Origin of the sequence: Vibrio sp. 10N.286.48.B8, from assembly GCF_003050085.1 — a bacterium.
Taxonomy (GTDB): Bacteria; Pseudomonadota; Gammaproteobacteria; order Enterobacterales; family Vibrionaceae; genus Vibrio; species Vibrio crassostreae.
On the sequence record NZ_PIGD01000008.1, the window covers coordinates 170,195 to 196,409 of the forward strand.

The 26,215-nt window shown below is 43.8% G+C and carries 30 protein-coding genes and 2 pseudogenes; 27 read left to right on the plus strand and 5 right to left on the minus strand.

Going from position 1 to position 26,215, the window contains the following annotated elements; genetic code table 11:
• The first annotated feature begins 4 nt into the window (after positions 1-4).
• The 3 genes from CWO08_RS11770 (at position 5) to CWO08_RS11780 (ending at position 5,160) form a co-directional block, all read left to right on the plus strand.
• Complete coding sequence (locus CWO08_RS11770; RefSeq protein ID WP_108020494.1) at positions 5-3,721, plus strand: AAA family ATPase; 3,717 nt, start codon at positions 5-7, stop codon at positions 3,719-3,721.
• Between the two features lie 258 nt (positions 3,722-3,979).
• Positions 3,980-4,114, plus strand: a complete 135-nt coding sequence (locus CWO08_RS11775) for a DUF2256 domain-containing protein (RefSeq protein WP_080967357.1) — start codon at positions 3,980-3,982, stop codon at positions 4,112-4,114.
• A 161-nt stretch (positions 4,115-4,275) separates the two neighbouring features.
• Positions 4,276-5,160, plus strand: coding sequence for a PA4780 family RIO1-like protein kinase (locus CWO08_RS11780; RefSeq protein ID WP_102479319.1), 885 nt, complete (start codon positions 4,276-4,278; stop codon positions 5,158-5,160).
• 150 nt (positions 5,161-5,310) lie between these two features.
• On the opposite strand, the gene CWO08_RS11785 is transcribed toward CWO08_RS11780, so the two are convergent.
• The 4 genes from CWO08_RS11785 to CWO08_RS11800 form a co-directional block, all read right to left on the minus strand.
• Positions 5,311-6,051 carry an SDR family oxidoreductase gene (locus CWO08_RS11785; RefSeq protein ID WP_048658630.1) on the minus strand — a complete coding sequence of 247 codons (741 nt, stop codon included), beginning with the start codon at positions 6,049-6,051 and terminating at the stop codon, positions 5,311-5,313.
• Positions 6,051-7,610, minus strand: coding sequence for a cryptochrome/photolyase family protein (locus tag CWO08_RS11790; RefSeq protein ID WP_107899324.1), 1,560 nt, complete (start codon positions 7,608-7,610; stop codon positions 6,051-6,053). Before CWO08_RS11790 ends, CWO08_RS11785 begins: the two co-directional genes overlap by 1 nt.
• Positions 7,607-8,983 carry a DASH family cryptochrome gene (locus tag CWO08_RS11795; RefSeq protein WP_107899336.1) on the minus strand — a complete coding sequence of 459 codons (1,377 nt, stop codon included), beginning with the start codon at positions 8,981-8,983 and terminating at the stop codon, positions 7,607-7,609. Before CWO08_RS11795 ends, CWO08_RS11790 begins: the two co-directional genes overlap by 4 nt.
• A 192-nt stretch (positions 8,984-9,175) precedes the next feature.
• Complete coding sequence (locus CWO08_RS11800) at positions 9,176-9,598, minus strand: universal stress protein (protein ID WP_017063967.1); 423 nt, start codon at positions 9,596-9,598, stop codon at positions 9,176-9,178.
• A 235-nt stretch (positions 9,599-9,833) separates the two neighbouring features.
• Here CWO08_RS11800 and CWO08_RS11805 point away from each other — a divergent pair, with 235 nt between their 5' ends.
• The 11 genes from CWO08_RS11805 to CWO08_RS11855 all read left to right on the plus strand — a co-directional run bounded on the left by CWO08_RS11805 (position 9,834) and on the right by CWO08_RS11855 (position 19,090).
• Positions 9,834-10,964, plus strand: coding sequence for a PcfJ domain-containing protein (locus CWO08_RS11805; protein ID WP_107899323.1), 1,131 nt, complete (start codon positions 9,834-9,836; stop codon positions 10,962-10,964).
• 223 nt (positions 10,965-11,187) lie between these two features.
• Positions 11,188-11,622: a GNAT family N-acetyltransferase gene (locus CWO08_RS11810; protein WP_108020495.1), complete on the plus strand. Its 435-nt coding sequence runs from the start codon at positions 11,188-11,190 to the stop codon at positions 11,620-11,622.
• 240 nt (positions 11,623-11,862) lie between these two features.
• Positions 11,863-12,117 (plus strand): DUF3297 family protein, encoded by a 255-nt coding sequence (locus CWO08_RS11815; protein ID WP_017059204.1) that lies wholly within the window; start codon positions 11,863-11,865, stop codon positions 12,115-12,117.
• Between the two features lie 507 nt (positions 12,118-12,624).
• The gene (gene glpT / locus CWO08_RS11820) at positions 12,625-13,998 is read left to right on the plus strand and encodes a glycerol-3-phosphate transporter (RefSeq protein ID WP_102479660.1); all 1,374 of its coding nucleotides are present in this window, start codon (positions 12,625-12,627) and stop codon (positions 13,996-13,998) included.
• A gap of 77 nt (positions 13,999-14,075) precedes the next feature.
• Positions 14,076-15,131: a glycerophosphodiester phosphodiesterase gene (glpQ, locus tag CWO08_RS11825; protein ID WP_108020496.1), complete on the plus strand. Its 1,056-nt coding sequence runs from the start codon at positions 14,076-14,078 to the stop codon at positions 15,129-15,131.
• A 243-nt stretch (positions 15,132-15,374) separates the two neighbouring features.
• Positions 15,375-15,839 (plus strand): ASCH domain-containing protein, encoded by a 465-nt coding sequence (locus CWO08_RS11830; RefSeq protein ID WP_107899320.1) that lies wholly within the window; start codon positions 15,375-15,377, stop codon positions 15,837-15,839.
• Positions 15,840-15,935: 96 nt separating this feature from the next.
• Positions 15,936-16,880, plus strand: coding sequence for a D-2-hydroxyacid dehydrogenase family protein (locus tag CWO08_RS11835; protein WP_107899319.1), 945 nt, complete (start codon positions 15,936-15,938; stop codon positions 16,878-16,880).
• Positions 16,881-16,919: 39 nt separating this feature from the next.
• On the plus strand, positions 16,920-17,420 hold the full coding sequence (locus tag CWO08_RS11840) for a GNAT family N-acetyltransferase (protein ID WP_107899318.1): 501 nt from the start codon (positions 16,920-16,922) through the stop codon (positions 17,418-17,420).
• A 43-nt stretch (positions 17,421-17,463) separates the two neighbouring features.
• The gene (locus CWO08_RS11845; RefSeq protein ID WP_107899317.1) at positions 17,464-17,967 is read left to right on the plus strand and encodes an HAD family hydrolase; all 504 of its coding nucleotides are present in this window, start codon (positions 17,464-17,466) and stop codon (positions 17,965-17,967) included.
• A 112-nt stretch (positions 17,968-18,079) separates the two neighbouring features.
• Positions 18,080-18,460: an STAS/SEC14 domain-containing protein gene (locus tag CWO08_RS11850; protein ID WP_017080563.1), complete on the plus strand. Its 381-nt coding sequence runs from the start codon at positions 18,080-18,082 to the stop codon at positions 18,458-18,460.
• Between the two features lie 228 nt (positions 18,461-18,688).
• Positions 18,689-19,090: an NUDIX domain-containing protein gene (locus CWO08_RS11855; protein ID WP_102478930.1), complete on the plus strand. Its 402-nt coding sequence runs from the start codon at positions 18,689-18,691 to the stop codon at positions 19,088-19,090.
• Between the two features lie 72 nt (positions 19,091-19,162).
• On the opposite strand, the gene CWO08_RS11860 is transcribed toward CWO08_RS11855, so the two are convergent.
• Positions 19,163-19,564, minus strand: a complete 402-nt coding sequence (locus CWO08_RS11860; RefSeq protein ID WP_055318759.1) for a YkgJ family cysteine cluster protein — start codon at positions 19,562-19,564, stop codon at positions 19,163-19,165.
• A 209-nt stretch (positions 19,565-19,773) separates the two neighbouring features.
• On the opposite strand from CWO08_RS11860, the gene CWO08_RS23980 reads away from it, so the two are divergent.
• The 13 genes and pseudogenes from CWO08_RS23980 to CWO08_RS11920 form a co-directional block, all read left to right on the plus strand.
• Complete coding sequence (locus tag CWO08_RS23980; protein WP_048664948.1) at positions 19,774-19,935, plus strand: hypothetical protein; 162 nt, start codon at positions 19,774-19,776, stop codon at positions 19,933-19,935.
• The gene (locus CWO08_RS11865; RefSeq protein WP_108020497.1) at positions 19,935-20,633 is read left to right on the plus strand and encodes a pseudouridine synthase; all 699 of its coding nucleotides are present in this window, start codon (positions 19,935-19,937) and stop codon (positions 20,631-20,633) included. The genes CWO08_RS23980 and CWO08_RS11865 overlap by 1 nt, the downstream gene beginning before the upstream one ends.
• 78 nt (positions 20,634-20,711) lie before the next feature.
• Complete coding sequence (locus CWO08_RS11870) at positions 20,712-21,086, plus strand: VOC family protein (RefSeq protein ID WP_050634406.1); 375 nt, start codon at positions 20,712-20,714, stop codon at positions 21,084-21,086.
• Between the two features lie 96 nt (positions 21,087-21,182).
• Entirely contained in the window at positions 21,183-21,791 is a 609-nt protein-coding gene (locus tag CWO08_RS11875) for a sugar O-acetyltransferase (RefSeq protein ID WP_086969973.1), read from the plus strand.
• A 263-nt stretch (positions 21,792-22,054) separates the two neighbouring features.
• Positions 22,055-22,189, plus strand: a complete 135-nt coding sequence (locus CWO08_RS24220) for a hypothetical protein (RefSeq protein ID WP_086049349.1) — start codon at positions 22,055-22,057, stop codon at positions 22,187-22,189.
• 77 nt (positions 22,190-22,266) lie between these two features.
• Entirely contained in the window at positions 22,267-22,680 is a 414-nt protein-coding gene (locus CWO08_RS11885; protein ID WP_108020498.1) for a GFA family protein, read from the plus strand.
• A 2-nt stretch (positions 22,681-22,682) separates the two neighbouring features.
• Positions 22,683-23,315 (plus strand): RraA family protein, encoded by a 633-nt coding sequence (locus CWO08_RS11890; protein WP_108020499.1) that lies wholly within the window; start codon positions 22,683-22,685, stop codon positions 23,313-23,315.
• A 62-nt stretch (positions 23,316-23,377) separates the two neighbouring features.
• The gene (locus CWO08_RS11895) at positions 23,378-23,866 is read left to right on the plus strand and encodes a GNAT family N-acetyltransferase (RefSeq protein ID WP_108020500.1); all 489 of its coding nucleotides are present in this window, start codon (positions 23,378-23,380) and stop codon (positions 23,864-23,866) included.
• A gap of 18 nt (positions 23,867-23,884) precedes the next feature.
• Positions 23,885-24,730 (plus strand): MBL fold metallo-hydrolase, encoded by an 846-nt coding sequence (locus tag CWO08_RS11900; protein ID WP_108020501.1) that lies wholly within the window; start codon positions 23,885-23,887, stop codon positions 24,728-24,730.
• 47 nt (positions 24,731-24,777) lie between these two features.
• A pseudogene (locus CWO08_RS11905) lies at positions 24,778-24,990 on the plus strand (glutathione S-transferase family protein); the annotation flags it as partial.
• Between the two features lie 98 nt (positions 24,991-25,088).
• Entirely contained in the window at positions 25,089-25,565 is a 477-nt protein-coding gene (locus CWO08_RS11910; RefSeq protein WP_102431828.1) for a hypothetical protein, read from the plus strand.
• 127 nt (positions 25,566-25,692) lie between these two features.
• A pseudogene (locus tag CWO08_RS24225) lies at positions 25,693-25,974 on the plus strand (aldehyde-activating protein); the annotation flags it as partial.
• Between the two features lie 56 nt (positions 25,975-26,030).
• On the plus strand, positions 26,031-26,215 hold a 185-nt coding region (locus CWO08_RS11920), incomplete at its 3' end, for a transposase (RefSeq protein ID WP_146161764.1).

The following is a 26,215-nucleotide window of genomic DNA, read 5'->3' on the forward strand; positions in this document are numbered from 1 at the left end:
CAGTATGAAGATTTTAAGTCTAGAATTTGAAAACCTGAACTCTTTGAAAGGGCGTTGGAAACTCGATTTTACTCAATCACCGTTTGCCGAAAACGGTTTGTTCGCGATTACTGGCCCAACAGGGGCGGGCAAAACCACCATTCTTGATGCTATTTGTTTGGCACTGTTCCACCGCACTCCACGTTTGAAAAGCATTGCTAAAGGCAATAATGAATTAATGACGCGTGGTACAGGCGAGTGTTTCGCCGAGCTTGAATTTGAAGTGCAGGGCAAAACATACCGCTCTAACTTCCATCAAAAGCGAGCGCGCGGAAAACACGATGGCGCATTACAAACGCCAACGTGTGAATTTTCGGATGCTGACACCGACAAAGTATTAGAAACCATGCTGACCAAGAAGACCAAGTTGGTGGAGCAGGTAACCGGTCTCGATTTTTCTCGCTTCACCAAATCCATCATGCTGTCACAGGGTGAATTTGCGGCATTTCTTAATGCCAATGCTAACGACCGTGCAGAGCTACTTGAAGAGCTGACGGGAACAGAAGTCTATAGCCTGATTTCCGAGCGTATCTACGATCATTTCAAGTCTAGCGAGGAATCGCTTAATCACCTCAAAGCAAAAGCTGAGGGTGTGAGTTTGCTGTCTGAAGAGCAAATCCAAGAGCTAACCGCAGATCGAGAAACGTTAGAAGCCGAGCAGAAGCGTTTGTCTGAGCAGTTAAAAGAGTGGCAAGCGCATCTAAGCTGGTGGAAAGATATGACCAAAGCTGAGCAAACTATTGCGACCAGTGAGCACGATCTTAAAACAGCTCAAGATGAACTAGACCGTAATCAACCTTCACTCGAGCGTTTAGCAAACAGTGAACCGGCTGAAAAGCTGCGCCCAATGCACAAAGATTTAAAGCGTTGCGAACAAGAGGTGAGCACTACTCAAGCTCACTTAGATAACAGCACCAAGTTACTTATTGTTCGTGATGAAGAAAAGCAAGATGCGCAAGCGAAACTGACTCAAAGCGGTGTGACTGTCGAACAGGTTAAAAGCGAGCAACAAGATCAAGAGAAGATCATTGATCTAGTGCGTCCGCTAGATAACCAAATTGCCGTGCTTAAAGATAAACAAACTGTGGCCGTTAATGCAGCGAATACGCTGAACGAGCAACATACTCAGCAGCGCAATCAACAGGCTGTTATAGTCCAAAAAACAGAGGTACTGAAGCAACAGGACCAACTCAGCACTGAGTACCTAAATACACATCAAGCTGACCAATATTTAGAAAAATACTTAGGTCAGTGGCAAGCCAAAGTTGAACAAGTTCGTATCCTAGAGCGTCAGCATTCAGAACTACTAAACTCAGCGAAGCAAGCTTTGTCCGCAGTGGATGCTCAGCAAGCGACTATCAAAACTGCTCAAGAAGTAAAAGTAACGCAAGACAAAGCATTAGCAGAATCGGTTGTGACAGAAAATAATACCAAGCAGCAATGGGAAGCCTTACAAGGCAACACTAGCGAACAAGTGTTGAATGCGCAAAAAGACCTGCTGGAGTTCTGGAATCGCAATACGCACTCGTTATTGGAAATTAATCGTGGCTTCCTAAATGCTCAACAACAGTTGCACGCGAAAACACAGGCACATCAAACTAACAATCAGTTGGTCGACAAACTTTCGAAAGAACGTGAAGTGCTGGTGGATCGATATAAAGAGAAAGAGACGTCTCTTGAGCGATTAACGCGTTTGATTGATCAAGAAGGCGAATTAGCGAAATACCGTGCAGCTTTAGAATCTGGATCTGAGTGCCCACTGTGTGGTTCAACAGACCATTCGATCGAGCAGTCGCAAGATATTGCAAATCTGGTCTCGCAAAAAGATCGGGAAAACCTAGAGTTGGCAGCCATTAAGAAAGAAGGCCAAGAGCATCGTCAGCAATTAGATTCTCTTGCCCCTATGATTGCAGCGCTTAACGATGACATCCTGCGTGCACAAGCGGATATTCAACAAGCCCAACTGAATTGGCAAGGCATTGTTGGTAAGCTTCAACAGGGCTTATCAGATTTCTCTGGCACGGCTCCAGAGCTAGCTCTGCTAACGATTAACGATTTAGGCAATGAAGCTACGGTCGCGACCTTTGCTCAGCAGTGTGAACTTCAACTAAGTCAGATCTCGCAGCAATTGAAAGCATTGGGTGATGCCAAAGCGCACTATGCGGAAGCTGAGAAACAACGCTTGTCTGTAAGTGTTATGGTTGACAAGGCGCAATCTAACCTTGAGTTGGCCGAGCAACGCTTAGCTGATCTGAATAAGCAAAACCACATTACAAACGAACAAGTAGCTAAGACAGCTCAAGCGAAAGATCAGCAATGGCATTCGTTGAAAGAGAGCATTGTTCAAACCGCTATCGAAGCACCTGAACTTGAACATATTGATGATTGGTTTACTGCGAAATCACAAGCATCAAGCACATGGCAGCAAACCAAACAGCAACAGGCCGATATTGAGAAGCAACTGATTACTCAAAATGCCGAATTGAAAACCTTAGATGACAAGCTAAGTAGCGCAGAGAAAGAGCTCGCGACACTGACGCAAGAGAGTGAGTCTTTAATGTCAGAGCTCACTCGTGTAACGGCTGAAAGAACAAAGTTATTTGGTGACAAAGACATTCAAACCACCAGTAATGCGATGAAGCAAAAAGTCACTGAAGCGGTTAGTGTATTTGATGCCGCTCAGTTGGTGCTTAACCGTTGCGAACTTGAACATCGAACCGAGCAAACTAAACACACCAGCTTCTCTGAAGAGCTGACCAGCAAGCAGTCAAATTACACACAAGTGTCGAATGCTTGGTTAGAAGCGCTGAAAACTAGCCCATTTGAAGGAGAGGCTGATTTTGAAGCAGCATTATTAGACGAAGAGGTTAGAACTCAACTTCAAAGCCTGCAGAAGTCTATAGATGAAGCGATTGTCAGTGCACAAGCTAGGTTGAACACTGTCAAGGCGACGGAGGTGGAGCTACAAAACCACGAAAATGCTAAAACATGGCAAGAGCAAGACCAACAACAAGTTGAACTTGCGACGACTGAATGCCAAAACGCACAACAAAGTCATGCAACAAAGATCGGCGCGATTTCTGCCAATCTTGAAACTGATAGCCAGAACCGCAGCAATCAGCAAGATCTGTTCAAGCAAATCGATGAGCAACAAGTCGAGTTTGATGATATCTCACGTCTTAACTCGCTTATTGGTTCTAAGAACGGCGACAAATTCCGTAAGTTTGCCCAAGGTCTAACGCTGGAAAATTTGGTGTACCTTGCGAATAAGCAGTTGCAGCGTTTGCATGGTCGTTACGAACTTAAACGTAAAGCCGACGATGGGTTAGAACTGCAAGTGCTGGACACATGGCAGGGCGATGTGATGCGTGACACTAAGACGTTATCAGGTGGCGAAAGCTTCTTGGTGAGTTTAGCGTTGGCATTAGCGCTTTCTGATCTTGTCAGCTACAAAACCAGTATTGATTCATTGTTCTTGGATGAAGGTTTCGGCACCCTTGATAGTGACACATTGGACATTGCCCTAAACGCTCTCGATAACCTGAATGCGTCTGGAAAGATGATTGGTGTTATTAGCCACGTTGAAGCACTGAAGGAGCGAGTGCCCGTTCAGCTTAAAGTGACAAAACACTCTGGCTTAGGTGTGAGTGAGATGGAGAAGCAGTACAAGGTTGTCGCTTGATTGGATTAAGCGGGTTTAGTTGAATTTGAGCAGAGTCGGTTCAGATAAAGCCGAATCCGTTTAGATAAAGCAGATCCCCGACTCAGTCGTTCCTCCTTCTCGAGGATGACGGAGTCGGGCTGTTATCAATCACTCCGCCGCCACTCCTTAAAGTCAGGAGCGTTCAAAAAGTAGCCGTCACTCCCTAAAGTGAGAAACGAGCGTAATAGGGAATCCCCAGTAAACGCAGGAAGTGGACTCATCCAAAAGGAAACGACCATGCATAAGAAGCCTCATTTACCGACCAAGACATGTCCCGTTTGCCAAAAGCCTTTTGCATGGCGTAAAAAGTGGCAGCGTTGTTGGGACGGTGTTATTTACTGTTCAGAACGTTGTCGTCGCAACAAGTCTTAGTCTTCATACACTCGAATACATCAAACTATTCTCTATCAGCCAAGTCCGGTAAACCGATATTTCCTTCCTTTGTTATCATTTTGATGTTCCTTTAATCGTTTGGTCATTCATTTCTTAAGTTAATATTTCTATCTGTAAGATAAGTGATGTATAAAGGCGGCATGAAGATACCTAAAAGAATACAGCCTTTAGTTGACGATGGTTTGGTCGACGAGGTGACAAGCCAACTCATGAGTGGCAAAGAAGCATCGGTGTACATTGTGCGCTGCGGCGATACGATCCGTTGTGCCAAGGTATATAAGGAAATTAGCCAACGTAGTTTCAAAAAAGCGACTGCGTATCGTGAAGGCCGAAAAGTACGAAACAGCCGCCGTGCTAGAGCGATGGAAAAAGGTTCTGGTTTTGGCCGTGAGCAACAAGAAAAGGTTTGGCAAAGCGCTGAAGTGGATGCCTTGTATAAACTGGCAGAAGCGGGCGTTCGTGTACCTGTGCCTTATGGTTGCTTTGATGGCGTGCTGCTTATGGAGTTGGTCACTGATGACGAAGGCTATGTTGCCCCACGTTTGAACGATGTCGTTATGTCAGCAAAGCAAGCGATCGAAGACCATGCCGTGATGATGACTTATGTGGTTAAAATGCTGTGTGTTGGTTTGATCCATGGTGACTTGTCTGAGTTCAACGTATTGGTGGATGAATACGGCCCGGTAATTATCGATTTACCGCAAGCGGTTGATGCTTCGGCTAACAATAATGCCGAGTGGATGTTGGCTCGTGACATCAATAATATCCGTGATTATTACGCTCAGTTTGCTCCTGAATTGGCGAAAACCGAGTATGCTAAGGAAATGTGGGCGCTTTACGAGAAAGGCGACCTAAAGCCAGACAGCAAGCTAACAGGCGAGTTTACGGAAACGGACGATTTGGCCGATATTGAAGCCATTATGCAAGAGATAGACGCTGCGCGAGTTGAAGAACAACACCGACGCGAGCGAGCTAAAGAAGAGAAAGAAGGCGTCGACGACAGCAAGTTCAATTGGGCTGAGTAATCGTGATGATCGGCTTAGAGCTTTAGTTAAATAGCAGTCATAACGCCTGAAAAAATTTATGCGTTCTTTCTAAAAAATAACCCAATAGAGCAACACTCTGTTGGGTTTTCTTTTTTAGCACTTATCAAAGACGACGAGTGGTATTGGTTTCTACCAACTTAACTGTTCACCATCGTAAGCGTAGAAGTGCCCGCTTTTGTCTGGTGTGGCAGTGCGAATGATATCGACCAATTGATGGGCGACATAGCTCGACTCAAACAGCTTACCTTCAGGGACATTAGTCTGGAAAGGCTTCGACAGAGCTGTATCTGTTGTGCCTGGGTGTAGCGCCAACACCGTGCCTTTCTTAATGGTCCGTTGCCATTCAATCGACATGGTTTTGATAAACATATTGAGCGCCGCTTTCGACGAACGATAGCTATACCAGCCGCCTAATCGGTTATCTGAAATGCTCCCGACCTTTGCGGAAACCACGGCAAACTTTGGATTGTCGCTCGTTTTAAGAACAGGTGTGAAGTACTTTGCCAATAATAAGCTGGGCAGAGTATTCACTGAGATGTTTTTCAGGAAAAACTCAGGGTCAATGGACGCCAGGTTCTTTTCCGGACCAAGGTCTGGAGTGTGAAGCATACCCACGCAGTTTATCAACCAATCAAGTTGTTCAAACTCAGAACTCAAACGTTTGATATCAGCTTCTTTGGTGGCGTCAACTTTGTGCCAGTTCAAGCGACTGTTTTCAAGTTCCGGCTGTTGAGAGTGGAAAGTCGCGTCTACATGCACATCAAGAAAATCAAACCGAGACAGCTCAGATAATAGGTGTTTAACCACAGCAAAGCCGATACCGCCGCTTCCGCCAACCACCAATATGTGTAGTCTGAGTTGCTCAACCATTATAAATTCTCCAAGTTTGTTATTCGTTGTTCTGCAGTATCGAGTATTGCTTGTTGCTCTTGCTCGTCCATATTGTCCCAAGAGCGATATAGCATGCCCATGCGTGGGTTTCGGTTTAACTCATCGCGATGTTGGTTCATAAAGCGCCAATACAAACTATTGAAAGGGCAGGATTGCTCTCCACTGCGCTCTTTTATTTGGTAATGACAGCCTTTGCAGTAGTCACTCATGCGATTGATATAGGAACCGCTGGCAGAGTATGGTTTGGTTCCGACGATCCCGCCATCCGCAAACAGTGCCATACCTCGCGTATTTGGCATTTCAACCCATTCGATCGCATCGACGTATATGCCGAGGTACCAACTGTCGACTTGGTCAGGATCTATGCCTGTGATTAAGCAGAAGTTGCCAGTGATCATTAACCTTTGGATGTGGTGCGCGTAAGCAAATTCAAGGGATTGATCAATCGCATGCTTCATGCAGTTCATCTTGGTCTGTCCGTCCCAAAAGTAGTGAGGCAGGTTGTTGTTTGCTGAGTAATGGTTTTTGTTGGCGTAAGCAGGCATATTCGCCCAATAGACGGCGCGTATGTACTCTCGCCACCCCAATATTTGACGGATGAATCCTTCGACCTGTGCGATATCGATAGTGGTAGCGCCTTGCTTTGAAGAGGCGTGATAAGCTGAGAGTGCCGCATCAATGACTTCTCTAGGGTTGAGCATCTTGCTATTCAATGAGAACGAAATACGACTGTGATACAAGCTCCACCTAGAGTCGTGTTCTGTAGTCATCGCATCTTGAAAGTGCCCAAATAACGGTAAGCAGACTTGGCAGAAATGAGCGAGCAGAGATAAACTTTGTGCGCGGTTAACTGGCCATAATAATTGGTTGCCGACTTGACCAATGGTTTGTACGTGGTGGCGTTCTATTCGCTGCAAAATGTCGGTTATGTCATTGGTAAACATCAGAGGTTGAGGCAGTTTTTCAATGTCTTGCTTCCTGAGCTTCTTTCGATTGCTCGCGTCGTAATTCCATTTGCCACCAACGGGCTTTCCGTCTTCTAGCAAAATGTCGAAACGCTTTCTCATTCGGCGATAGAAGTGTTCCATCATGATGCGCTTATCTTTCGGAAACTGTTGTTCGATCTCTTCGAATGGAAAGAGGAAGTGTTCAGTATCACAACAGCCTTTGGCTGCATTGGTGAGTTTGAGCTTGTTCATCTGCTCTAAGAGGCGATATTCATCTGGCCTTTGATATTCAAACTTCTCTGCGCCGAATTCGTGTACATAGTGCTTAAGAAGTGTATCTAGGTTTTCAAATTGGGCTGTGTCATCTAAGGTCAAGTGAAGTACTTGATGGCCTTGTTGTCTCAGCTCGTCAGCGAAGTAACCCATCGCACAGAAAAATGCGGCCACTTTTTGAATATGAGATGCGACGTAATCCGTTTCTTGTTTTAGCTCAGCAATCATGTAAACAACGCCATCATCAACCTGTCGAAACCATGAATGCTCTATGTTTAGTTGGTCTCCTAATACAAGTCTTACCGTTTTAAATTTCATAATGCGTCCTGGTTTGTGAGGCTTGTTGAGACTGCGTTACTGCCTGTCCATTGATTAATGAAGGCATGGTCTGGGTCGTACATTTCAGTTTGCTTGGCTAAATCAAAATGGCGGGATTTAGGCTGTGTATGGTTGTTATTTTGATTGTTGTGGGCTGGTTTATTGAGAGCCCCTGCGATATACGCCCAATTTCCCCAGTTTGACGCCACGTCATAGTCGACAAGTTGGCTTTCGAAATAGGCTGCGCCATGTTGCCAGTCGACGCCCAACTCGTAAATCAAACAGCTTGCGGCTAACTGCCTTCCGCGATTCGACATGTAGCCCGTAGCATTAAGTTGGCGCATACATGCATCGACAATCGGATAGTTGGTGTTACCGCTCTTCCATTTGGCAAAATTAAGGCTTGCCGATTGAGTGATATTTTCTGCTGTAACGGGTTTTGTGTATGAGCCCGTAAATAGAGATGCCTTCAACGACATGCTCTTCCAATAAAAATACTCACGCCACAACAGCTCGAAATAGATCCAATAGGTTGAATCGTTGGGCCCATGATGCGACTCAAATCGCGTGAGGTGTCTGCATATTGTTTTAGGTGAGACACAACCTAATGCGAGCCACGGTGAAAACTTGGTCGAGTTTTCGATACCGTCCAGTGCATTTCTTGTCTGTTTATAGCAGCTCGCGTAATCCTGTGAGAAGTAGTGTTCGAGATGCAGTAATCCCGATGTTTCACCGCCTTTGAGGCTGTGGTTTCGTGCCACGTTGCCAATCTTGAAAAGGGTTTCTTTGGAGTTACAGTGTGACATTTTTGTTAGGTCTGGTGCCGGTGGTAAATCGGTTATGGTCAAACTTTGTGTATCTATAGCCAGAGGCTCAATGAGTTTTCTGAATTTGGTAAACGAACGGGGGAATTTTTCTAACGTGAAAGGGAAGTCATCGAGTTCAAACAGAGGCGAGTTATGAGATTGAATCGCAGTTAAGTTGGGGCAGTCAGTCAGCGTTGACTGCATTAGCTTTTGCTCGTCATAGCCACAGTGAGCATTCGCAAATAAGTGAGTCACGTTTAGTTCAGAGATCATTTCGATTAGCGAGTCTTTTACGTTATCGCTGTGGTCTCGGCCTTGTGTTAGGACGATAAGTGTTTGTTCTAACGTGCTGAGGTTAATTGCAAGGTCGCTTATCGACTGTGAAATGAAAGCCGCGCGGGGAGCGCCATATTGTTCTTCTTGAGCGAATTGTGAAGAATAGTGAGACAGAACTGGTTCGACAGCGACACAAACAAGCTCATCGACGATTTGGCTTGCTTGGTAAAGTAGCGCATTGTCGTTGATTCTTAAGTCGTTGGTAAAAAGATAGAGACCAATCTTTTTCATTACTTCCACTCGCGATTTGTTAATTATTAGACGCTTACGAGTTGATAGGCTGACAAGATCACAAATGACTACTCTAAGTTGGAAATAGCAGATTTCGGTCAGGATGAGTGCGTTGAAGAGGATATCAAGCCAACCAATAATACCGATAGAGGTTGGCAATGCAGGTTATTTTTAAGTGTCGAACTGCAGCTTCTATTCCATAGGAACAACGAGAATATCGATAGGGGAAGTATCGATGATCTGTTTAGAATGGGAGATGAGCTTATGCCAAAAATCATGGTGATGGCCACACAGCAATAGGTCAACGCCATTTGCTTCGATGGCATTTTTGAGCTTATCGTTCAAATCACCCGTTCCCACGAAAATGTGCTTGATTGGGTGCTTGGCGTACGCCTCAAACTCTTTCAAATGCTTTACGGCATCTTCATTGATCGGTAAATCACCATCATTTCCTTGTATATCAACGAGCTCTGGGTAAATTTCTCCATGCGTACCATCGATATAAACAAATGAAATGCCAGCCTCCAGTTTATCAGCGAAGAAGGTCGCTCTATCAATGAGAATCTTGGTGTCGTCAGACAGTTCAAGTGCGACCAGAATATGTCGGTAATCCATAATTAAAGCCTCTTGTTGTGAGTTATGTAACAAGCATAGTTTTTGTTAGAGCAAATGATATCGAAGAGATCTCATATTGCGTAAAATTATCATTCAATGTTCTTCTAAGCACTATCGTATTTATATCGCTTTGATTGATAAGAAATTTACAAAAGGTTGATATAGTGGTTGAAGCGTTAGCTTATGCTCTTAGATAGGCTTGATAGTTCAATGCGCCAATAACGAAGAGGCATCAATGACAGCACTACTAACCATTCCCACTCGAACATTAGGTTTCGACTACGATATTGAGATCCGAGATTGGTCTCAAAAACTCGTCGGCTTTCATGTGTTCGAAGATGGTAGACGACCACTTGATGGGGGCATTGGGCTTAGCCTAAACCTCGTTGAGCAGTTTGATGTGAATGGTCGCTGGTTAGAATCCTTGCCTGCTCGTTATCGTGAAATCACCGACGACTTTCCAGAGTATCAATACCAAATGTTGTGGTTAGCTGCGAACACATACGAAGCTGCACAGCTACTTGAACTAAGGCCTGTTATTCTGGCGTTGATCTGCATGAAATACAGCGTCGATAATCAGAAAGCATTGGCACTAAGTCGCTTAGGGCAAAAGAAGATCCTTGCTAAGTTGGGCTTAGACAGCAGTAAAGCGACACTCAAATTCATCGACAAGCTAGAATTGCATTACAATGTTGGTGATGAGCTTGACCACATTGTTCGTATTCTCGAACCGCTGCAAAGACGAGTTCTTAAGTTTAAGCATTACTCAAAAGTTGGATACACAGCCCTACGTTTGGACCAAGTTCATCCATTTCTAACCGGCAGTCGACTAGGGATTGCAATGGTGGAAGAGGGCAGACTTAATGCACCGTCTAAGATGGCAATGTTCCAAGATGCGATATTGCTAGGGCAAGACTTAGAGATGGATGATCCTCTGCGCGCTATTACTAGTCAGAACTCTTTTGCGATGTTTGAACAGCTTCATGACCGCTGGACGGAGCAACGTCAATTGCGTCGTTTGGAGGGTAATCGCTTAATGGATAAAGACATCCCTTATCCCGTTCCTTTGTTAGGTAATGACAATATTCATCCTCTCACGGATTATTACGACCTTGAACATGAAGGTATAGAGCAGAAGCACTGTATTGGTGTGTATCACAATCGAATCATGAGCGATCGTTATGTGGTGTTCCGCATGCTCAAACCTCAACGTTTAACCATAGGTTTACGCCGCGTTCCGAGCAAAGCATTTCCGTTTGAAATCGACCAAATCTGCGGAAAACGAAATGCACCGCCGTCGGAATCCGCTCGCCAAGTTATTCACGACTGGTTAGAAGCGAGTAAGCAACAGTATCCTAAGCAATAGCCATGAAGTAGAAGGAATACAGGATGTTTCAACAAGACGATCTTTGCCCGAATTGTGGTTTGATTATTGTGATGCCTACGGATCTACAAGGTGGTGCTTAGGATGCGGCGAAGAGATTAATCAAGACCCTGCAGACGACTATGACGAAGAAGAGTAGCTTTATCGACTCTGATATAAACCAAGGCTAGGATGGCCAAATCACCCTTTTCAAAGGACGGAAAAAATGCAGAAAGTGATCTTTAGAAATTGCGATGAAAGCTCTCCTTATTGGAGTGAATTAGAAGGCTTTTTTCAAAGCGAATGGTCGGGTTTCAAGTTTAAAGACACCTATGAAGAAAACGTAAATCTCCCTCCGGTAATCACAGTACTTCGCGATAATGTGGTCATTGGTGGTTTGGCGTATTCCTATTTTCATAAACCTCATCAAGTTCGGGATGTGGTTTGGATTAATGCTGTTTATGTTGATGCTCAATGGCGTGGCCAAGGTATTGCAAGTGAATTGATTAAACGTGGTGTCAGACAAGTATCTTCTACAGTGCAAACTCAACTCTACGCTTACACCAATGTCATGGGACTTTATCAAGGGCTAGGTTGGTCAGTTGTTGACATCGAATCAGAGCCAAACCATAAAGTGATGAGTATTGAGCTTAATCGATAGGCTCACAATAAAAACCTATTGTGTGGTATCTGCTTTTCAAGTAATGAAGTGCTCGCTGTATCCACACCTCATAACTCTGTTAAATTTTCGTTTGAAATTATGCATATATCGCCTTTAAATCAAACAACTCGCTGTCGATTAAAACGATCACGACGATTTATTGCAGCAGTTGTTGAGCACAAAGCCTATATTGACTAGAATGACGCACTTTTTTTATTTACGTACATACAGGTAATGAACATGAGCGATACTAATTCAAGACCAGCTTTACCAGATCATCTTGCAGGTAACCCACGCAGCCCACACCACGTTGCTGAGTGTTTCGAATACCCAATCGGCATTCGTCTAAATGGTAAAGAGCGTACTGATGTTGAAGAATACTGCATCAGCGAAGGTTGGGTTAAGATCCCTTCTCCAAAAGCGCTAGATCGTTTTGGTCAGCCAATGCTTATTACTCTAAAAGGCACTGTAGAAGCTTTTTACATCGACGCATAATCATTTCGTGTGGTGAGCTAATACTTCGTGTAATTAGCTAACGTGTGTCTCATTAGCCAATACAAAACCACCAAGCGTTATTACCTAAAAGGGTCTAGAGAAATCTAGACCCTTTTTGTTTGCATTGATTTTGACGAACTTCTTTAATCGATAGCCCAAACCACCTTCATAACTCCACAGATTCAACCAAAATTGTTGTTATTCACTATGCATTTGCAGTAATAACAAAGTTGTTGTTGGTTGATTTATGTTCGCTCGCTCTTTTTGGATTTATTTACCCTCGAAAGTTCTGATGTTTAATTGAACAGATACCAACAAAAATATGAAGCGCAGTCTAATTAAATGAAACTAATATGCTGTATTTAAAGTTATTTTTTGTTAATAACTACCTCTATCACAGAAATTAATCCTGAAGCACATACAATCCCTCCTGTTTTCGAATGAGTGTAAATTTTTTTCGTTCGAGCATTTTTAATTCTTCCTTCGCCCAATAATTATGAGGTTCCTATGTTTGGAATATTCAAACCTATGGCGCATATCGATCGCTTGTCATCAGATAAGATCGATAGCACCTACACACGACTACGATGGCAGCTGTTTCTCGGCATCTTCGTTGGCTATGCGGGGTACTACTTAGTCCGTAAAAACTTCAGTTTGGCAATGCCTTACTTGATTGAACAGGGTTTCAGCCGTGGTGAGCTAGGGGTGGCATTAGCAGCCGTATCTATTGCTTACGGTTTATCTAAATTCTTAATGGGTAGCGTTTCTGACCGTTCAAACCCTCGTTATTTCCTCAGCGGCGGCTTGTTAATGTCGGCACTGGTGATGTTCTGCTTCGGCTTTATGCCATGGGCTACAGGCAGCATTACTGCGATGTTTATCCTGCTATTCTTAAATGGTTGGTTCCAAGGTATGGGTTGGCCAGCTTGTGGGCGAACCATGGTTCACTGGTGGTCACGTAAAGAACGTGGTGAGATCGTGTCGGTATGGAACGTTGCTCACAACGTGGGTGGCGGTTTGATTGGTCCAATGTTCTTGTTGGGGCTGTGGGCTTTTAACGACGATTGGCGAACCGCTTTTTATGTTCCTGCATTTTTTGCCACTCTCGTTGCTATCTTTGTTTGGTTTACCGTAAGAGATACGCCTCAATCTTGTGGGTTACCACCGATTGAAGAACACAAAGACGATTACCCAGACGACTACGATACGTCTCATGAGAAAGAAATGACGGCGAAAGAGATCTTCTTTAAGTACGTTTTCTCTAACAAGCTGTTGTGGTCAATCGCGATTGCTAACGCGTTTGTTTACCTTATCCGTTATGGCGTACTCGATTGGGCTCCGGTTTATTTAAAAGAAGCAAAAGACTTCTCAGTAGATAAATCATCATGGGCTTACTTCCTGTATGAGTGGGCTGGTATTCCTGGCACGTTATTATGTGGTTGGATTTCAGATAAGTTATTCAAAGGCCGACGCGCACCTGCAGGAATCTTGTTCATGGTTCTAGTGACACTCGCTGTGTTGGTATATTGGTTAAATCCAGCGGGTAACCCAACGATTGATATGTTGGCATTGGTTGCGATTGGTTTCCTTATCTATGGCCCTGTAATGCTGATCGGCTTGTATGCACTGGAACTTGCACCTAAGAAAGCAGCAGGTACAGCTGCTGGTTTAACTGGTTTGTTTGGTTACTTAGGTGGCGCGGTTGCTGCGAACGCAATACTCGGCTTTATGGTTGACCATTACGGTTGGGATGGCGGCTTCATTATTTTGGTCGGCGCTTGTGTGGCTTCAATCATCTGTCTGCTTTACGCCTTCTTAGGTGAGCGTGCGCACCATAAACAAAAAGATCTCGAACGAGAGAAAGAAGCGCTAGCTCAGTAGTGTATTTACTGAATCACATCTATAAATAACAACAGAGGCAGGTATATCCTGCTTCTGTTTTATCAAGGAAAACAATAATGAAAACAACGTCACTGTCTCTGACCTTATTAGCACTAAGCTTATCTGCAAATGTATTCGCCGATCCTTTAGTGATTGCGCATCGCGGTGCTTCTGGTTATTTGCCTGAACACACATTGCCCGCTAAAGCGCTCGCTTATGCGATGAAACCTGACTACATCGAACAAGATGTCGTGATGACCAAAGACGACCAATTGGTGGTTTTGCATGATCACTATCTAGACCGAGTCACCGATGTCGCGGATCGCTTTCCAACACGCGCTCGTGCAGATGGCCGTTACTACGCAATTGATTTTACGCTTGCTGAGATCAAATCCCTGAAAGTGACCGAAGGCTTTAACCTAGATGAACAAGGTAAAAGAGTAGCAGGGTACCCAACGCGCTTCCCAATGTGGCAGTCTGATTTCCGTGTCGCTACCTTTGCTGAAGAAATCGAGCTGATCCAAGGCTTGAATAAGACCCTTGGTTATAACGTGGGTATCTACCCAGAAATCAAAGCACCTTGGTTCCATCGCCACGAAGGCAAAGACATCTCTAAAGCTGTGCTTGCGACCTTGCATCAATATGGTTACCTATCGAAAGACGACAAAGTGTATTTGCAGTGTTTCGACGCCAATGAACTTCAACGCATTAACGATGAGTTCATGCCTGCGATGGAAATGGATCTTAAGCTCGTTCAGTTGATAGCCTATACAGATTGGAATGAAACCATGACGTACCAAGGTGACAAAGCAACGCCGTACAGTTACGACTGGATGTTTGAAGCTGATGGCATGGAAAAAGTGGCGACTTACGCGGAAGGAATAGGTCCTTGGAAGCCAATGTTGGTAGACGATGCATCGACCAAAGATAACATCATTATTAAACCGTTAATGAAGTCAGCAAAAGACGCGGGCTTAGATGTTCACCCGTACACGTTCCGTGCCGACCCGGGAAGAATCCCAGCTTATGCTGATAACTTTGATGGCATGTTGGAGGTCTTCTACAACCAAGTCAAAGTCGATGGTGTGTTTACCGACTTCCCAGACAAAGCGGTCGACTTCTTGAACCGTTAGTATCCTGCCAATTACGAGCGACTAGTAACGAGATATTCAGAGCTAAAAGCACAGCCTAAAGACGCTTTTAGCTCTTTCTGTATCAGCCTTAAAATCCAATCCATATTCTTCTTTCTCAGCCCACATTTTGATATTCACTCGGTTTACAGCGATAACCTGACTTGATAGGTTACTCCCAATGCAGCCAGATGCTTAATCTATAAGTGTTTATCAGCTCAACCTAATATTGAATTTGGAAAGATCATGGAAGAAAGAAGCAAAGCTTATCTTGATAGCTACCTCAACACATTGCCAGCAGACGTTGCTTCGCAATACACCTCTTTTAGTGCCGATTATTACTGTGCTGATGAATACAACGCCAATCTCTGCGCACAGTTAATCCTCAAGGGTGAAAAACAGGCGTCTTGCAGCCTTGAATATTGGTACAGCCATGAAGGAGAAGTGATGCCTGTCGTAGGGCATTTACAAGTCGTCACCGATTGGGATGGCAAACCGGTTTGCATTGTAGAGATCACTTCAGTCTCACAGTGCAAATACAACGAAGTTACTGCTGAGTTTGCTGCCGCTGAAGGCGAGGGTGATAAAACACTTGAATGGTGGCGAGAAGCGCACTGGAACTTCTTCTCTCGTGAATGTGAAGAGCTCAAGATCTCACCAAGTGAAGACATGTTACTTATGTTGGAGCGTTTCAAAGTGGTTTATCAATAGTGAAGTCCCCGTTCGTGATGTGTTGAATCGGAAGGCATGGCACTTTAGCCTTCATTTGACCAATACAAGATAACTAACAATCACAAGGAGAGTGATGTGAAAATAGCGGTATTGGATGACTACCAGAACGTCGTTAAAGACCTCGATTGCTTCAAAAAACTCGAACAACACGATGTCACGGTATTTACCGAGACATACTCAGAGCAAGATCTCGTCGCTAAGTTGGTCTCGTTTGAAGCCATTGTGCTCATTCGTGAAAGAACTGAGATCACCGAATCTTTGTTATCGCAGCTCCCAAACCTCAAGCTGATTAGCCAGACGGGCAAAGTGAGTAACCATATCGACCCGCAAATGTGCGAACGATTTGGTGTTACCGTGTTAGAAGGCCGAGGCTCGCCAGTCGCACCCTCTGAATTATGCTGGGCGTTGATTATGGCTGCATCGCGCCACATTCCCACTTACGCTTCAAACCTTAAGCAAAACCAGTGGCAAGATTCTGGCTCGCTAGGGTTAGGTCGAACTTTGAAGGGCTTAAAGCTAGGTATTTGGGGCTACGGAAAAATCGGCAAATGCATTGCACTATATGCCCAAGCATTTGGGATGTCTGTCGTAGTGTGGGGTAGCCAAGCTTCACGTGATCAAGCGCAAGCAGATGGTTTTGAAGCAGCAACAACCAAACAAGACTTCTTCCGTGAAGTTGATGTGCTTTCTTTGCATTTGCGTTTGAATGGTGTCACCAGAGGATGTGTTACAGCACACGACCTTAGCTTGATGAAGCCTGACTCACTGCTTGTGAACATCAGCCGCGCGGAGTTAGTCGAACCGATGGCTCTGTATCATGAACTACGCGAGGTACCGACCAAAACAGCGGCTATTGATGTGTTCGATTGTGAGCCAGTAACAACAGACTCCGAACCGCTACTGTCCCTACCAAACGTCACAGCGACTCCACATTTGGGCTATGTTGAACAAAATAGCTACCAACTCTACTTCGATATCGCCTTCGACAACATTCTGTCCTATCAAAAGGGTGGCATATAGCGATAGAATCCGCCCAAAGCAATAAAAAGGTAGAGAAGTATGAGCTTAACAATCAGAGAAGTCGCGGTAGAAGATGCACAAGGCATTATTGATGTATTGAATCCAATCATTATCGAAGCGCGTTATACGATCTTGGATCAGACTTTTACTGTTGATGAAGAAAAGGGATTCATTGAGTCGTTCCCAAAACGTGGTGTGTTTAGCGTTGCAGTCAACGAAACGACCAACCAGTTACTTGGTTTTCAGAATGTCGAACCATTTGCTACTTACACTAAGGCCTTTGACCACGTTGGTATTATTGGCACTTATGTTGATGCAAATAGCCGTGGGCAAGGCGTTGCAAAACAGTTGTTTGATTACACATTTAAAGCAGCCAAAGCGAAAGGTTACGAAAAGCTGTTCGCCTATGTAAGAGCAGACAACGAGCGCGCGTTAGCGGTATACCTTAAGCAAGGTTTTGAAATCGTCGGAATGGCTAAGAAACACGGTAAGATTGGGGACCAGTACTTTGACGAGATCCTTATCGAGAAGTTTTTATAGGCTCGCTTAAACACTAGAGAATTCATCGTATGCAGGAGGCAAGATGACAAAGCTAATCGAATTAACAGAAATAGTCTTATTCGACTGGGGCAATACGCTGATGGTCGATTTCCCAGACGCACAAGGGAAGATGTGCGACTGGGAAACCGTACAAGAAGTGAGTGGTGCTCGTGCATTACTGGCTGAACTCTCCAAAAATCATCAAGTCTACGTTGCCACCAATGCTGGTGATTCCAGTAAAGATGACATAATTCGTGCCTTTGAGCGTGTTGGCCTGTCTCAATATATATTGGGTTACTTTTGTAAGGCGAGCATTGGCTTTTCTAAGTTCGAGTCGGGGTTCTATCCTGCCATCATTTCTAAGCTCGGTGTTGCACCACAAGACATCACCATGGTAGGCGACACTCTAGAGAAAGACATTTACCCAGCACTTGAAGCGGGTTTGCAAGCGGTGTGGTTGAACACGGAAGGAGTTGAGGTTAAGTCACAGCATCCACGTATCGTGCAAGTTAAAAGCCTAAGCGAACTGTTGGAGAAGCGCGATTAATTCTCTGATATTAAGTTCAGATAAAGCGCTTGTCTGTTTTGACGCCAATCTCTCATCTCTTTGCTGTCTAATCCTCTAAGCTAAGTCTAGTTTCCACTATGAGGGCTAGGTTATGAGTATCGAACGTCACGGAATATCGGTTGGAATTGAACGTGTTAGCGGTGAAACCATTGTTGTGTTCAAAGCGAAAGGCAAACTCACACACGATGACTATCAAGCAATGATGCCAATTCTAAAAACCACGCTAGAAGAACTCGATTCATCTAAACTCAAGATGCTGGTCGATATCTCCACCTTAACGGGTTGGGAGTTACGTGCTGCTTGGGATGATTTCAAACTGGGATTAGAGCTCAATTCGAAGATAGACAAAATCGCGATTTATGGTGATAAAAGCTGGCAAGAATTCGCTTCAAAAGTAGGGAGCTGGTTTGTGTCTGGTGAGATTAAGTCATTCGAAGACCATGACTCTGCGCTTAAGTGGTTGGTTGATTGATTCTATCTACGAACAACTAGAAAGCAATCCGTAAACAACGCCAATGACAGTTGACGAGCATTGTCTCGAACGCTGTCATTTTTCGGTTTGGCAATGATATTTCCTCTTCGATTCAATAGAGTATATTCATTGCAGCGTGTAACATACCCAGGCTTTGTTTGGTCGCGACTAATGGTGTGGCTAGATTCAGTAATAACGAGAACTAAAACAGAAATAAGGTCTAACGACATGCATAAGGTAATTGATAAGCTGGCTTGGATATTCATCAAAGACGGCAAGCTGTTGATGGTGAGATCCAAAGGCAAAGAACTGTTCTACCTGCCGGGTGGTAAGCGTGAAGCTGGCGAAAGTGATGAGCAAGCATTGCTTCGCGAAATCAAAGAAGAGATCTCAGTCGATTTAGTGCCTGATTCCATCAAATACGTCGAGACGTTTACAGGTCAAGCTGATGGTAAAGCGGAAGGTGTATCGGTGCAATTGACTTGTTACCTTGCTGATTATACTGGCGAACTGTCTCCAGATGCTGAAATCGAAGAACTTAAGTTTGTTGATGGCAACGACAGAGCGGTATGTTCACTGGCAGCACTGGTTGCGCTTGATTGGTTAGAAGCGAACCAGTATTTGGCTTAAGGTTTTGGCTGATATTAGCTGTATTATTACATATTAGCTAATGCTGAAGATTGATCTTCAAAAGATCATCGCTTACGAATAGCTTGAAGGGCGGCTGTCTTTCATCAACAGGTCGAGTTTCCTTTGAGCTTTCTTCGTGTCTTGTAAATCCACCACCTCAATCATTTCACACTCATCTCGTACCATCTCATTAATCAGGCTTGGGTAGTGTCGGCAATCTTCCGGACGGTCTAAGTAAATACTACATGTGTACTTGGCCTGAGCCTTGGTGTCTTTCGTCGGAACCAGTTCCAGAAAAGGGCAGCGAGATAAACGTTCGCCAGATTCAGGGTCGAACCATATCTCGCTTCCTCGAACATATTCAAAGATGTCTGGGTTGAACAGCTCCCACAAATCGATCTCTTCTTGAGTCGCGGCAAGGTCGCCATCTCCGTATTTGATACAGCATTTTCCGCATTGATTACAATCTTTCATTATCGACTTCATAAGTTGGTGAGCTTTTATCATTTTACCACTGATAGGCGTGGCACGTTGACTTTGTTGTTCATGGTTAAGCCGTTACGGGGCGGGAGCTTGGAATTACGGCGCTTAAAGTCAATTTATCTATGTACCACCACTCCAATAAAAGCTGTAAAAAGTGATACAATTTGCGTCTCTCACGTAATTCAAGCAAAGGCATCAAAATGAGAACCGTATACACCACCGAAGGCAACATCAACGCAAAGAAACAGAAAGATGCTTATCCAAAGTTGGCGCTATGTGACAAGTGTGTTGGTGGCTATGTGGTTATCGAGCAAGGTGAACGAACTTACAAGCCTTGTGCTAAATGTGGTGCCGACGATTAATGCGCCTTGATAAATACCTATGTAAAAGCACTGACCTAACCAAGCCTGAAGCGATTGAACGCATCCATAATGGCGAAGTGAACGTAAACAGTGAAACAGTCACCGATGAATCGACTCAGGTTCATGAAAGCAACGCCATCTTGTTGAATGGCACACCGCTTAAGTTGCGTGAATTTCGATACCTTTTGATGCACAAGCCAGCGGGTACTATTTGCTCCAATATCGATGAAGTTTATCCTTCATTGTTCAACTACATCGAGATAGACAAAGCATCAGAACTGCACATCGCAGGCCGCTTAGATGCCGACACCACAGGCTTAGTTTTGATTACCGATGATGGGCGCTGGTCATTCAACATTACGCTGCCAACCAAGTCGTGTAAGAAGGCGTATCGCGTGACATTGTCACGAGATATCAGAGACGATGTCGCTGACAAGTTCAAAGCGGGCATTCAATTGCAGGGCGAGCAAAAACTGACGCGTCCGGCAGAGCTTGAAGTGATTAACAGTAAAGAAGTGCTGTTGACCATTACAGAAGGTAAGTTTCATCAAGTAAAACGAATGTTTGCTGCGGTAGGGAATCGAGTTGTTGACCTACACCGTGAACAGATTGGTGATGTTCGTTTAGATGTTGAAGCAGGCCAGTGGCGTTATCTAACTAAAGCCGAAGTCGACTCATTTCAACAAGGCTCTGAATAAGAGCTCTGAATAAACGCCGTGACCACTTAAAGCGTTATGGGTGTCAGCACCGGAATATCAGTACTATAAGGATGTAGGATGGAAAACCTAAAAGTCTCAGAAATTAAGTCTTTCGTACCCGCGAAAGACTTCGATTTATCCAAGCGTTTTTACCAGTCAATCGGCTTCGAGCTGATGTCTGAATTTCACGATATCGCCTATCTGCGTCACGGCGGTTGTGCGTTTCTTCTGCAAAACTTTTATGAACCTGCGCACTGTCACAATTACATGATGCACTTGCTGGTTGAAGACGTAAAAAGTTGGTATCAACACATCCAAAACTCTAATGTAGTGTCGGAATTTGAAGTTACCATTTCCGAGGTTGTTGAACAGCCTTGGGGAATGCTTGAGTTTTGTATCACTGACCCAAGTGGTGTGCTGTGGCGTGTGGCTGAAAACATTAGGCCGAGTTAATTCATCCAACTTGCATTAAGGCCAGTGAAAACTTCAAATTATCCATCTGTTTCTTTATTTATGCCGACATGAGGCAATGATCAAATAGGTTCAAACATGGATATAAAGGCTAAAATGCACAGCCAAGACGTTTACTACTGTGACGACGTTGATTTGGTTGCTGAGCAAACTCAATGCTTAGAAGTGCTATACGATTTCAACCACACTCGCCCGAGCGAAGGTGATAAACGACAGCAGATCATGAAGCAGTTGTTCGCCGAAGTCGGTGAGGGCTGCTACATTGAACCACCATTACATGCGAACTGGGGGCGTCACACGCACCTAGGCAACAACGTATACGTGAACTTCAATCTAACTCTGGTTGACGACACAGACGTATTCATCGGCGACAACGTGATGATTGCGCCGAACGTGACCATTGCCACTGGCACACATCCCATCAGCCCAGAACTCAGGCTAAAAGCAGCGCAGTTCAATGTTCCCGTTCGTATTGGCAACAACGTATGGCTTGGCGCGCACACCGTCGTACTTCCCGGTGTCACCATTGGTGAAAACTCTGTAATAGGTGCAGGGAGCATCGTCACCAAAGACATACCAGCCAATGTAGTTGCAGTCGGCAACCCATGCCGTGTGATACGCGAAATCAACGAACGCGACCGAGAGTATTACCACAAAGATCGCCGCATTCCTGATGAGCTAAAGTAAGCGATTTTTCACACGCCTGAAATTAGCTGTGACATAAGCCATTGTTATGCAATGGCTTAGTTGTATATTACTTGCCTATCTTAGAAACTAGACAGAATTATTCTGGTTTAAATGCGGAATTTTTGGGTTTAATAGCTGTAATGTCTCAGTGTTTATACAGGGTTAGGTAAAGAACGAGAACTCGGATTTATAGCCTGTGTAAGTTCGCAGGTTTTCTTAACAATTTGATAGATTTACACATCGATGTTTATGGAGGTTTTATAATGGGAACTGTAATCGGTTTGGTGATTCTAGTTGCGATAGATTGGTATCTTGTTCGTAAAACAGGGCTTCATATCCATAAGTGGATTTCTAAAAAGTATGCCGCGTATCTGTCGGAGAAGGGAAACAAAAAATAGCCTTTCTTATTAAGTCATCGGTATAAAAAGCGTTATCGGTTATTCATTTTACACACATTGCAAAGATTGGAGGATTCATGAAAGGTAAAGGAAAGTGCCTATGTGGCTCGGTTGAGTTGGAAGTAGAGTACGCCAGTAATGAATTGGGGGCTTGCCATTGTAGTATGTGTAGAAATTGGTCTGGCGGCCCGATGTTAGTCATTGATTGCTCTGATTCCGTAAAAATATCAGGTGAATCAAATGTAGTGAGATATAAGTCATCCGATTGGGCTGAGAGAGGGTTCTGCGGTAGATGTGGTACTCACTTGTTTTACTTTTTAGTGCCAAATAATCAGTATCACCTTCCTGTCGGTTTATTGATGTCTGGGGATGACTACAAGTTAACTCATCAGATATTCATCGATGAAAAGCCCGAATACTACGAATTTAAAAATGAAACACATAATATGACTGGTGCAGAGGTATTTGCCCACTTTGAAAGTGGAGAGTAAATATGAAGCCAGATTTTTCTAAATTAGCGACAACCGAGTATGGAAACATACTAAGTAACGACCACTTTATTAATTTTAGTATTGGTCCTCTTTGGCAGGGAATGCCGCGAATTTGTGGAGAAGCGTTTACTGTCCAGTTAACGTCTGGTGATAATTTAATGCTTCATTCAGCCATATATGAAGCACCAGAAGGTTCCATCATTGTAGTGGATGGAGTTGATAGCGAATATGCAGTAGCTGGCGGTAATGTATGTGCAGTCGCTAAGAGTCGAGGTATCAAAGGCCTTATTATTGATGGTGTCATTCGAGATTTGAGTGAAATTTCAGATATGAAGTTTCCAGTTTTTGCGAAAGGTGTTCATCCAGTACCGGGAAAGAAAGATGTCTATTCTGAATTGGGTGCTCCAATCTCTTGCGGGGGAGCAAAGGTCTCTACGGGAGATATCATTGTTGCTGATGTAGAGGGGATTGCGGTTATTCCTAAATCAAGGAAAGACGAAGTGTTTTTAATGGCTTCACAGAAAGCAAGTAAAGAGGCGTCATTAACACTCGCTGAGTGGGAAATAAACCATAGGGCCAAAATAGCCCAAGCAATAACGTCTGCGAAACAAAAAACTGAGAGCACTGTAAGCTGATTCGTAATGCGCGGCATATTTACCTATTAATAAGCGTTAGACAATAACGAATAAATTAACCCATGGAGAAGAGAGTGATCGTACGGATTGCGACGAAAGAAGATTCAAGTATCTTGTTAGAGTTTATTGAACAAAAAGCTGACTTTGACCGAAGTATGAAAGTGTTTAGCGGTGAGATCTCGACAACTATAGAGAAAATCGAACGCACACTATTCGGTGATTACGCATTTGCCCATGCTTTAATATTGGAACGGAATAGTGAGCCTTTTGGCTTCGCACTGTATCACTATCGATATTCATCCTTCAGTGGAGAGCCATCAATCTGGCTTGACGACCTATTGGTTACAGGAAATCAAAGATCAAAAGGGTATGGCCGTGAACTTATGTTGGCTTTAAAGTCACAAGCGAAGTCATCGTCCGCCTCTCACATCTCATGGACGGCAAGTCCGCACAATAAGAAAGCGCATGATTTCTACAAAAGGTTGGGTGCAGAGGTTGAGCGAATGGATGGTCAAAGACCTTATTTCCGTTGGGCAATGTACGATTCGTGATCACATAAAAAGAGAAGTATGAAAATAACGACGCTGGTTGATAACTCTCGACTGGATAATAGGAAAGATTTAGCCGTTGAGCGCGGACTATCACTGCATATTGAAACTGAATCGCTAAAGATCTTGTTCGATATGGGAAGTGGCGATACGTTTTGTCAAAACGCCCCGTTACTGGGGATTGATATCAAAGATGTAGACCTCGCCGTCATATCACACAGGCACCATGACCATTGTAATGGTGCTGCCGATTTTGTTGCTCATAACTCTAAAGCCAAAGTGTTTTTGAAACGCAGTGATGAGCGTAGCTACTACTTCCGCGCTTATGGTTTTAAAAATAATGTCGGTATTAATCCGGATTTACTGAAAAATAGTAATGGTCGCTTGAAATTCGTGAATAAGACGACAGAGATTACGCGTAATGTATTTATCATTACTGATATCAGCGATAAATACGAAAAGCCAAACGGGAATCAGTACCTTTATACAAAATCCCAGGACAAATGGAAGCAGGACTCATTCGATCATGAGCTTTTGTTAGTAATCAAAGAGGATGACGGCATCGTTATTTTTACTGGCTGTGCGCATAGTGGTGTCCTAAATATGGTCGATACCGCGTTTACTCATTTTCCAGAAGAACGAATTAAAGCCGTTGTCGGGGGCTTTCATTTAGTGGGGTTACCCTTATTTGATAGCATTGGTGGGACTAAGCAAAACATTAAAGACCTTGGACTTGCGTTATCAGAGTATCCAATTGGTAAGCTCTACACGGGGCATTGCACCGGAAAAAAAGCGTATAAGTTGTTAAAAGAAGTATTGGGAGAACGCCTGGAGGCGATTCCAACAGGTAGCTGTATAAGTGTGTAGTCACTCTCAAGCTGGTTCCAATCAAATGTCATTTTGAAGGAGGGGGTATGGCAATTTTGTTATATAGCGCAAAGGGCTCGAATAGCTCTGAACGGGTAGAGTGGGTGCTTAATTTCAAGCAAATAGCTTACGATAGAATTGAAGTTAGCTCTAATGAACTAACGACAACATACCTCGATATTAACCCGTTTGGTTATGTCCCGGCACTTTCTGTTGATGGTCTGATTTATTCTGAATCGATGGCAATCATTGAGTACCTGAACATGGCATGGGCTCAGAATGACCACTAACGCGTCGTTTTTTAGCTGCAGTAGAGTGTGGTGTTGAGTCAGTTTTAGCTTACTTGGTTAGGTGTTTTATGAAGGAAGTCGTACTATTTGCATTACTCTATTTGTGTTTTTATGGGATGTCTTTATTGGATAGTGATTTGTCCTCATTCACACATCATGTCGGTGTTATCAATATTGAGTCAGCCTATTGCGAGAATAGATCTCGGCGCCGTATATGCGAATCTATTTTTACTTTAGATGATATGCCGACCAGGTTCAGAGTTGATAAAAACCTTTCATCAACATTTAAAGAGGGAGAAATATATTATAATCGAAAAGTCGGAGTTCTATTTAATCCAAAACACGTCTCAAGCGAGAGAGAGCCTATAGAGGTAAGTAATATCATAAAAAATGGCTATTCTATTTATGGTTCTACGAAGTGGCTTAGTGGTAGAGCGTTTGGTGGAATAACTTTGGTTTATCTGTGTATTTGTATTGCACAGTTTGTATTTGCTATCGATAGATATGAAAAAAAGCACAACAAAAAACTTGAGGCTGATTCTTAACGCGTGTCATCTACACTGTGCGTTCGTTTTAGTGTCTAAAGCCTATCTGTGAGGGCTGTGCTCTCCACTTAATGCCGCATTTCGTTTAATTCCCGTAACACATTTTAGTTGTGCAGGAGGTTGGTAGTGCGACTGTTCTATTTATCGTCGTTATGCTGCAGCTTGGGCGTACTTTTCTCCCGAGCAAGTTCAAATCAATATGATTGAACTTGCTGATTTTTACTGTTGGGGAGACAAAGAAGTAGAGTTTCACCGTTGTAACTAATGTGGATGTTTGACGCACTATGTAACGACAGAGAAATGCTCCGCAGATATTTTGGCAGTAAATATGAAAATGGCTGAAAATGAAGTTATCTCGCGTATTCCTGTTCGTAAGATTAATGGTGCTTCCTATGTAGTGGTACGCTGAATTTGGTCACTTAGTTAGAGGTGATATCATCACCTCATAAGTTAACAGGTGACACTATGACAAAACGTACAAGAAGACTATTTAGCGCTGAATTCAAATTAGAAGCGGCACAACTGGTTCTAGATCAGAACCACTCTGTGACAGAGGCTGCTCAAGCTATGAATGTTGGGAAGTCCACGATGGATAAGTGGGTTCGCCAACTAAAAGAGGAACGTCAGGGGAAAGCACCTAAAGCATCGCC

What these genes read in the sequence shown, in the direction of transcription:
- CWO08_RS11770 (WP_108020494.1), top strand. Translation starts at nt 5, where the DNA reads ATGAAGATTTTAAGTCTAGAATTTGAAAACCTGAACTCTTTGAAAGGG.
- CWO08_RS11775 (WP_080967357.1), top strand. Translation starts at nt 3,980, where the DNA reads ATGCATAAGAAGCCTCATTTACCGACCAAGACATGTCCCGTTTGCCAA.
- CWO08_RS11780 (WP_102479319.1), top strand. Translation starts at nt 4,276, where the DNA reads ATGAAGATACCTAAAAGAATACAGCCTTTAGTTGACGATGGTTTGGTC.
- CWO08_RS11785 (WP_048658630.1), bottom strand. Translation starts at nt 6,051, where the DNA reads ATGGTTGAGCAACTCAGACTACACATATTGGTGGTTGGCGGAAGCGGC.
- CWO08_RS11790 (WP_107899324.1), bottom strand. Translation starts at nt 7,610, where the DNA reads ATGAAATTTAAAACGGTAAGACTTGTATTAGGAGACCAACTAAACATA.
- CWO08_RS11795 (WP_107899336.1), bottom strand. Translation starts at nt 8,983, where the DNA reads ATGAAAAAGATTGGTCTCTATCTTTTTACCAACGACTTAAGAATCAAC.
- CWO08_RS11800 (WP_017063967.1), bottom strand. Translation starts at nt 9,598, where the DNA reads ATGGATTACCGACATATTCTGGTCGCACTTGAACTGTCTGACGACACC.
- CWO08_RS11805 (WP_107899323.1), top strand. Translation starts at nt 9,834, where the DNA reads ATGACAGCACTACTAACCATTCCCACTCGAACATTAGGTTTCGACTAC.
- CWO08_RS11810 (WP_108020495.1), top strand. Translation starts at nt 11,188, where the DNA reads ATGCAGAAAGTGATCTTTAGAAATTGCGATGAAAGCTCTCCTTATTGG.
- CWO08_RS11815 (WP_017059204.1), top strand. Translation starts at nt 11,863, where the DNA reads ATGAGCGATACTAATTCAAGACCAGCTTTACCAGATCATCTTGCAGGT.
- glpT (WP_102479660.1), top strand. Translation starts at nt 12,625, where the DNA reads ATGTTTGGAATATTCAAACCTATGGCGCATATCGATCGCTTGTCATCA.
- glpQ (WP_108020496.1), top strand. Translation starts at nt 14,076, where the DNA reads ATGAAAACAACGTCACTGTCTCTGACCTTATTAGCACTAAGCTTATCT.
- CWO08_RS11830 (WP_107899320.1), top strand. Translation starts at nt 15,375, where the DNA reads ATGGAAGAAAGAAGCAAAGCTTATCTTGATAGCTACCTCAACACATTG.
- CWO08_RS11840 (WP_107899318.1), top strand. Translation starts at nt 16,920, where the DNA reads ATGAGCTTAACAATCAGAGAAGTCGCGGTAGAAGATGCACAAGGCATT.
- CWO08_RS11845 (WP_107899317.1), top strand. Translation starts at nt 17,464, where the DNA reads ATGACAAAGCTAATCGAATTAACAGAAATAGTCTTATTCGACTGGGGC.
- CWO08_RS11850 (WP_017080563.1), top strand. Translation starts at nt 18,080, where the DNA reads ATGAGTATCGAACGTCACGGAATATCGGTTGGAATTGAACGTGTTAGC.
- CWO08_RS11855 (WP_102478930.1), top strand. Translation starts at nt 18,689, where the DNA reads ATGCATAAGGTAATTGATAAGCTGGCTTGGATATTCATCAAAGACGGC.
- CWO08_RS11860 (WP_055318759.1), bottom strand. Translation starts at nt 19,564, where the DNA reads ATGAAAGATTGTAATCAATGCGGAAAATGCTGTATCAAATACGGAGAT.
- CWO08_RS23980 (WP_048664948.1), top strand. Translation starts at nt 19,774, where the DNA reads ATGAGAACCGTATACACCACCGAAGGCAACATCAACGCAAAGAAACAG.
- CWO08_RS11865 (WP_108020497.1), top strand. Translation starts at nt 19,935, where the DNA reads ATGCGCCTTGATAAATACCTATGTAAAAGCACTGACCTAACCAAGCCT.
- CWO08_RS11870 (WP_050634406.1), top strand. Translation starts at nt 20,712, where the DNA reads ATGGAAAACCTAAAAGTCTCAGAAATTAAGTCTTTCGTACCCGCGAAA.
- CWO08_RS11875 (WP_086969973.1), top strand. Translation starts at nt 21,183, where the DNA reads ATGGATATAAAGGCTAAAATGCACAGCCAAGACGTTTACTACTGTGAC.
- CWO08_RS24220 (WP_086049349.1), top strand. Translation starts at nt 22,055, where the DNA reads ATGGGAACTGTAATCGGTTTGGTGATTCTAGTTGCGATAGATTGGTAT.
- CWO08_RS11885 (WP_108020498.1), top strand. Translation starts at nt 22,267, where the DNA reads ATGAAAGGTAAAGGAAAGTGCCTATGTGGCTCGGTTGAGTTGGAAGTA.
- CWO08_RS11890 (WP_108020499.1), top strand. Translation starts at nt 22,683, where the DNA reads ATGAAGCCAGATTTTTCTAAATTAGCGACAACCGAGTATGGAAACATA.
- CWO08_RS11895 (WP_108020500.1), top strand. Translation starts at nt 23,378, where the DNA reads ATGGAGAAGAGAGTGATCGTACGGATTGCGACGAAAGAAGATTCAAGT.
- CWO08_RS11900 (WP_108020501.1), top strand. Translation starts at nt 23,885, where the DNA reads ATGAAAATAACGACGCTGGTTGATAACTCTCGACTGGATAATAGGAAA.
- CWO08_RS11910 (WP_102431828.1), top strand. Translation starts at nt 25,089, where the DNA reads ATGAAGGAAGTCGTACTATTTGCATTACTCTATTTGTGTTTTTATGGG.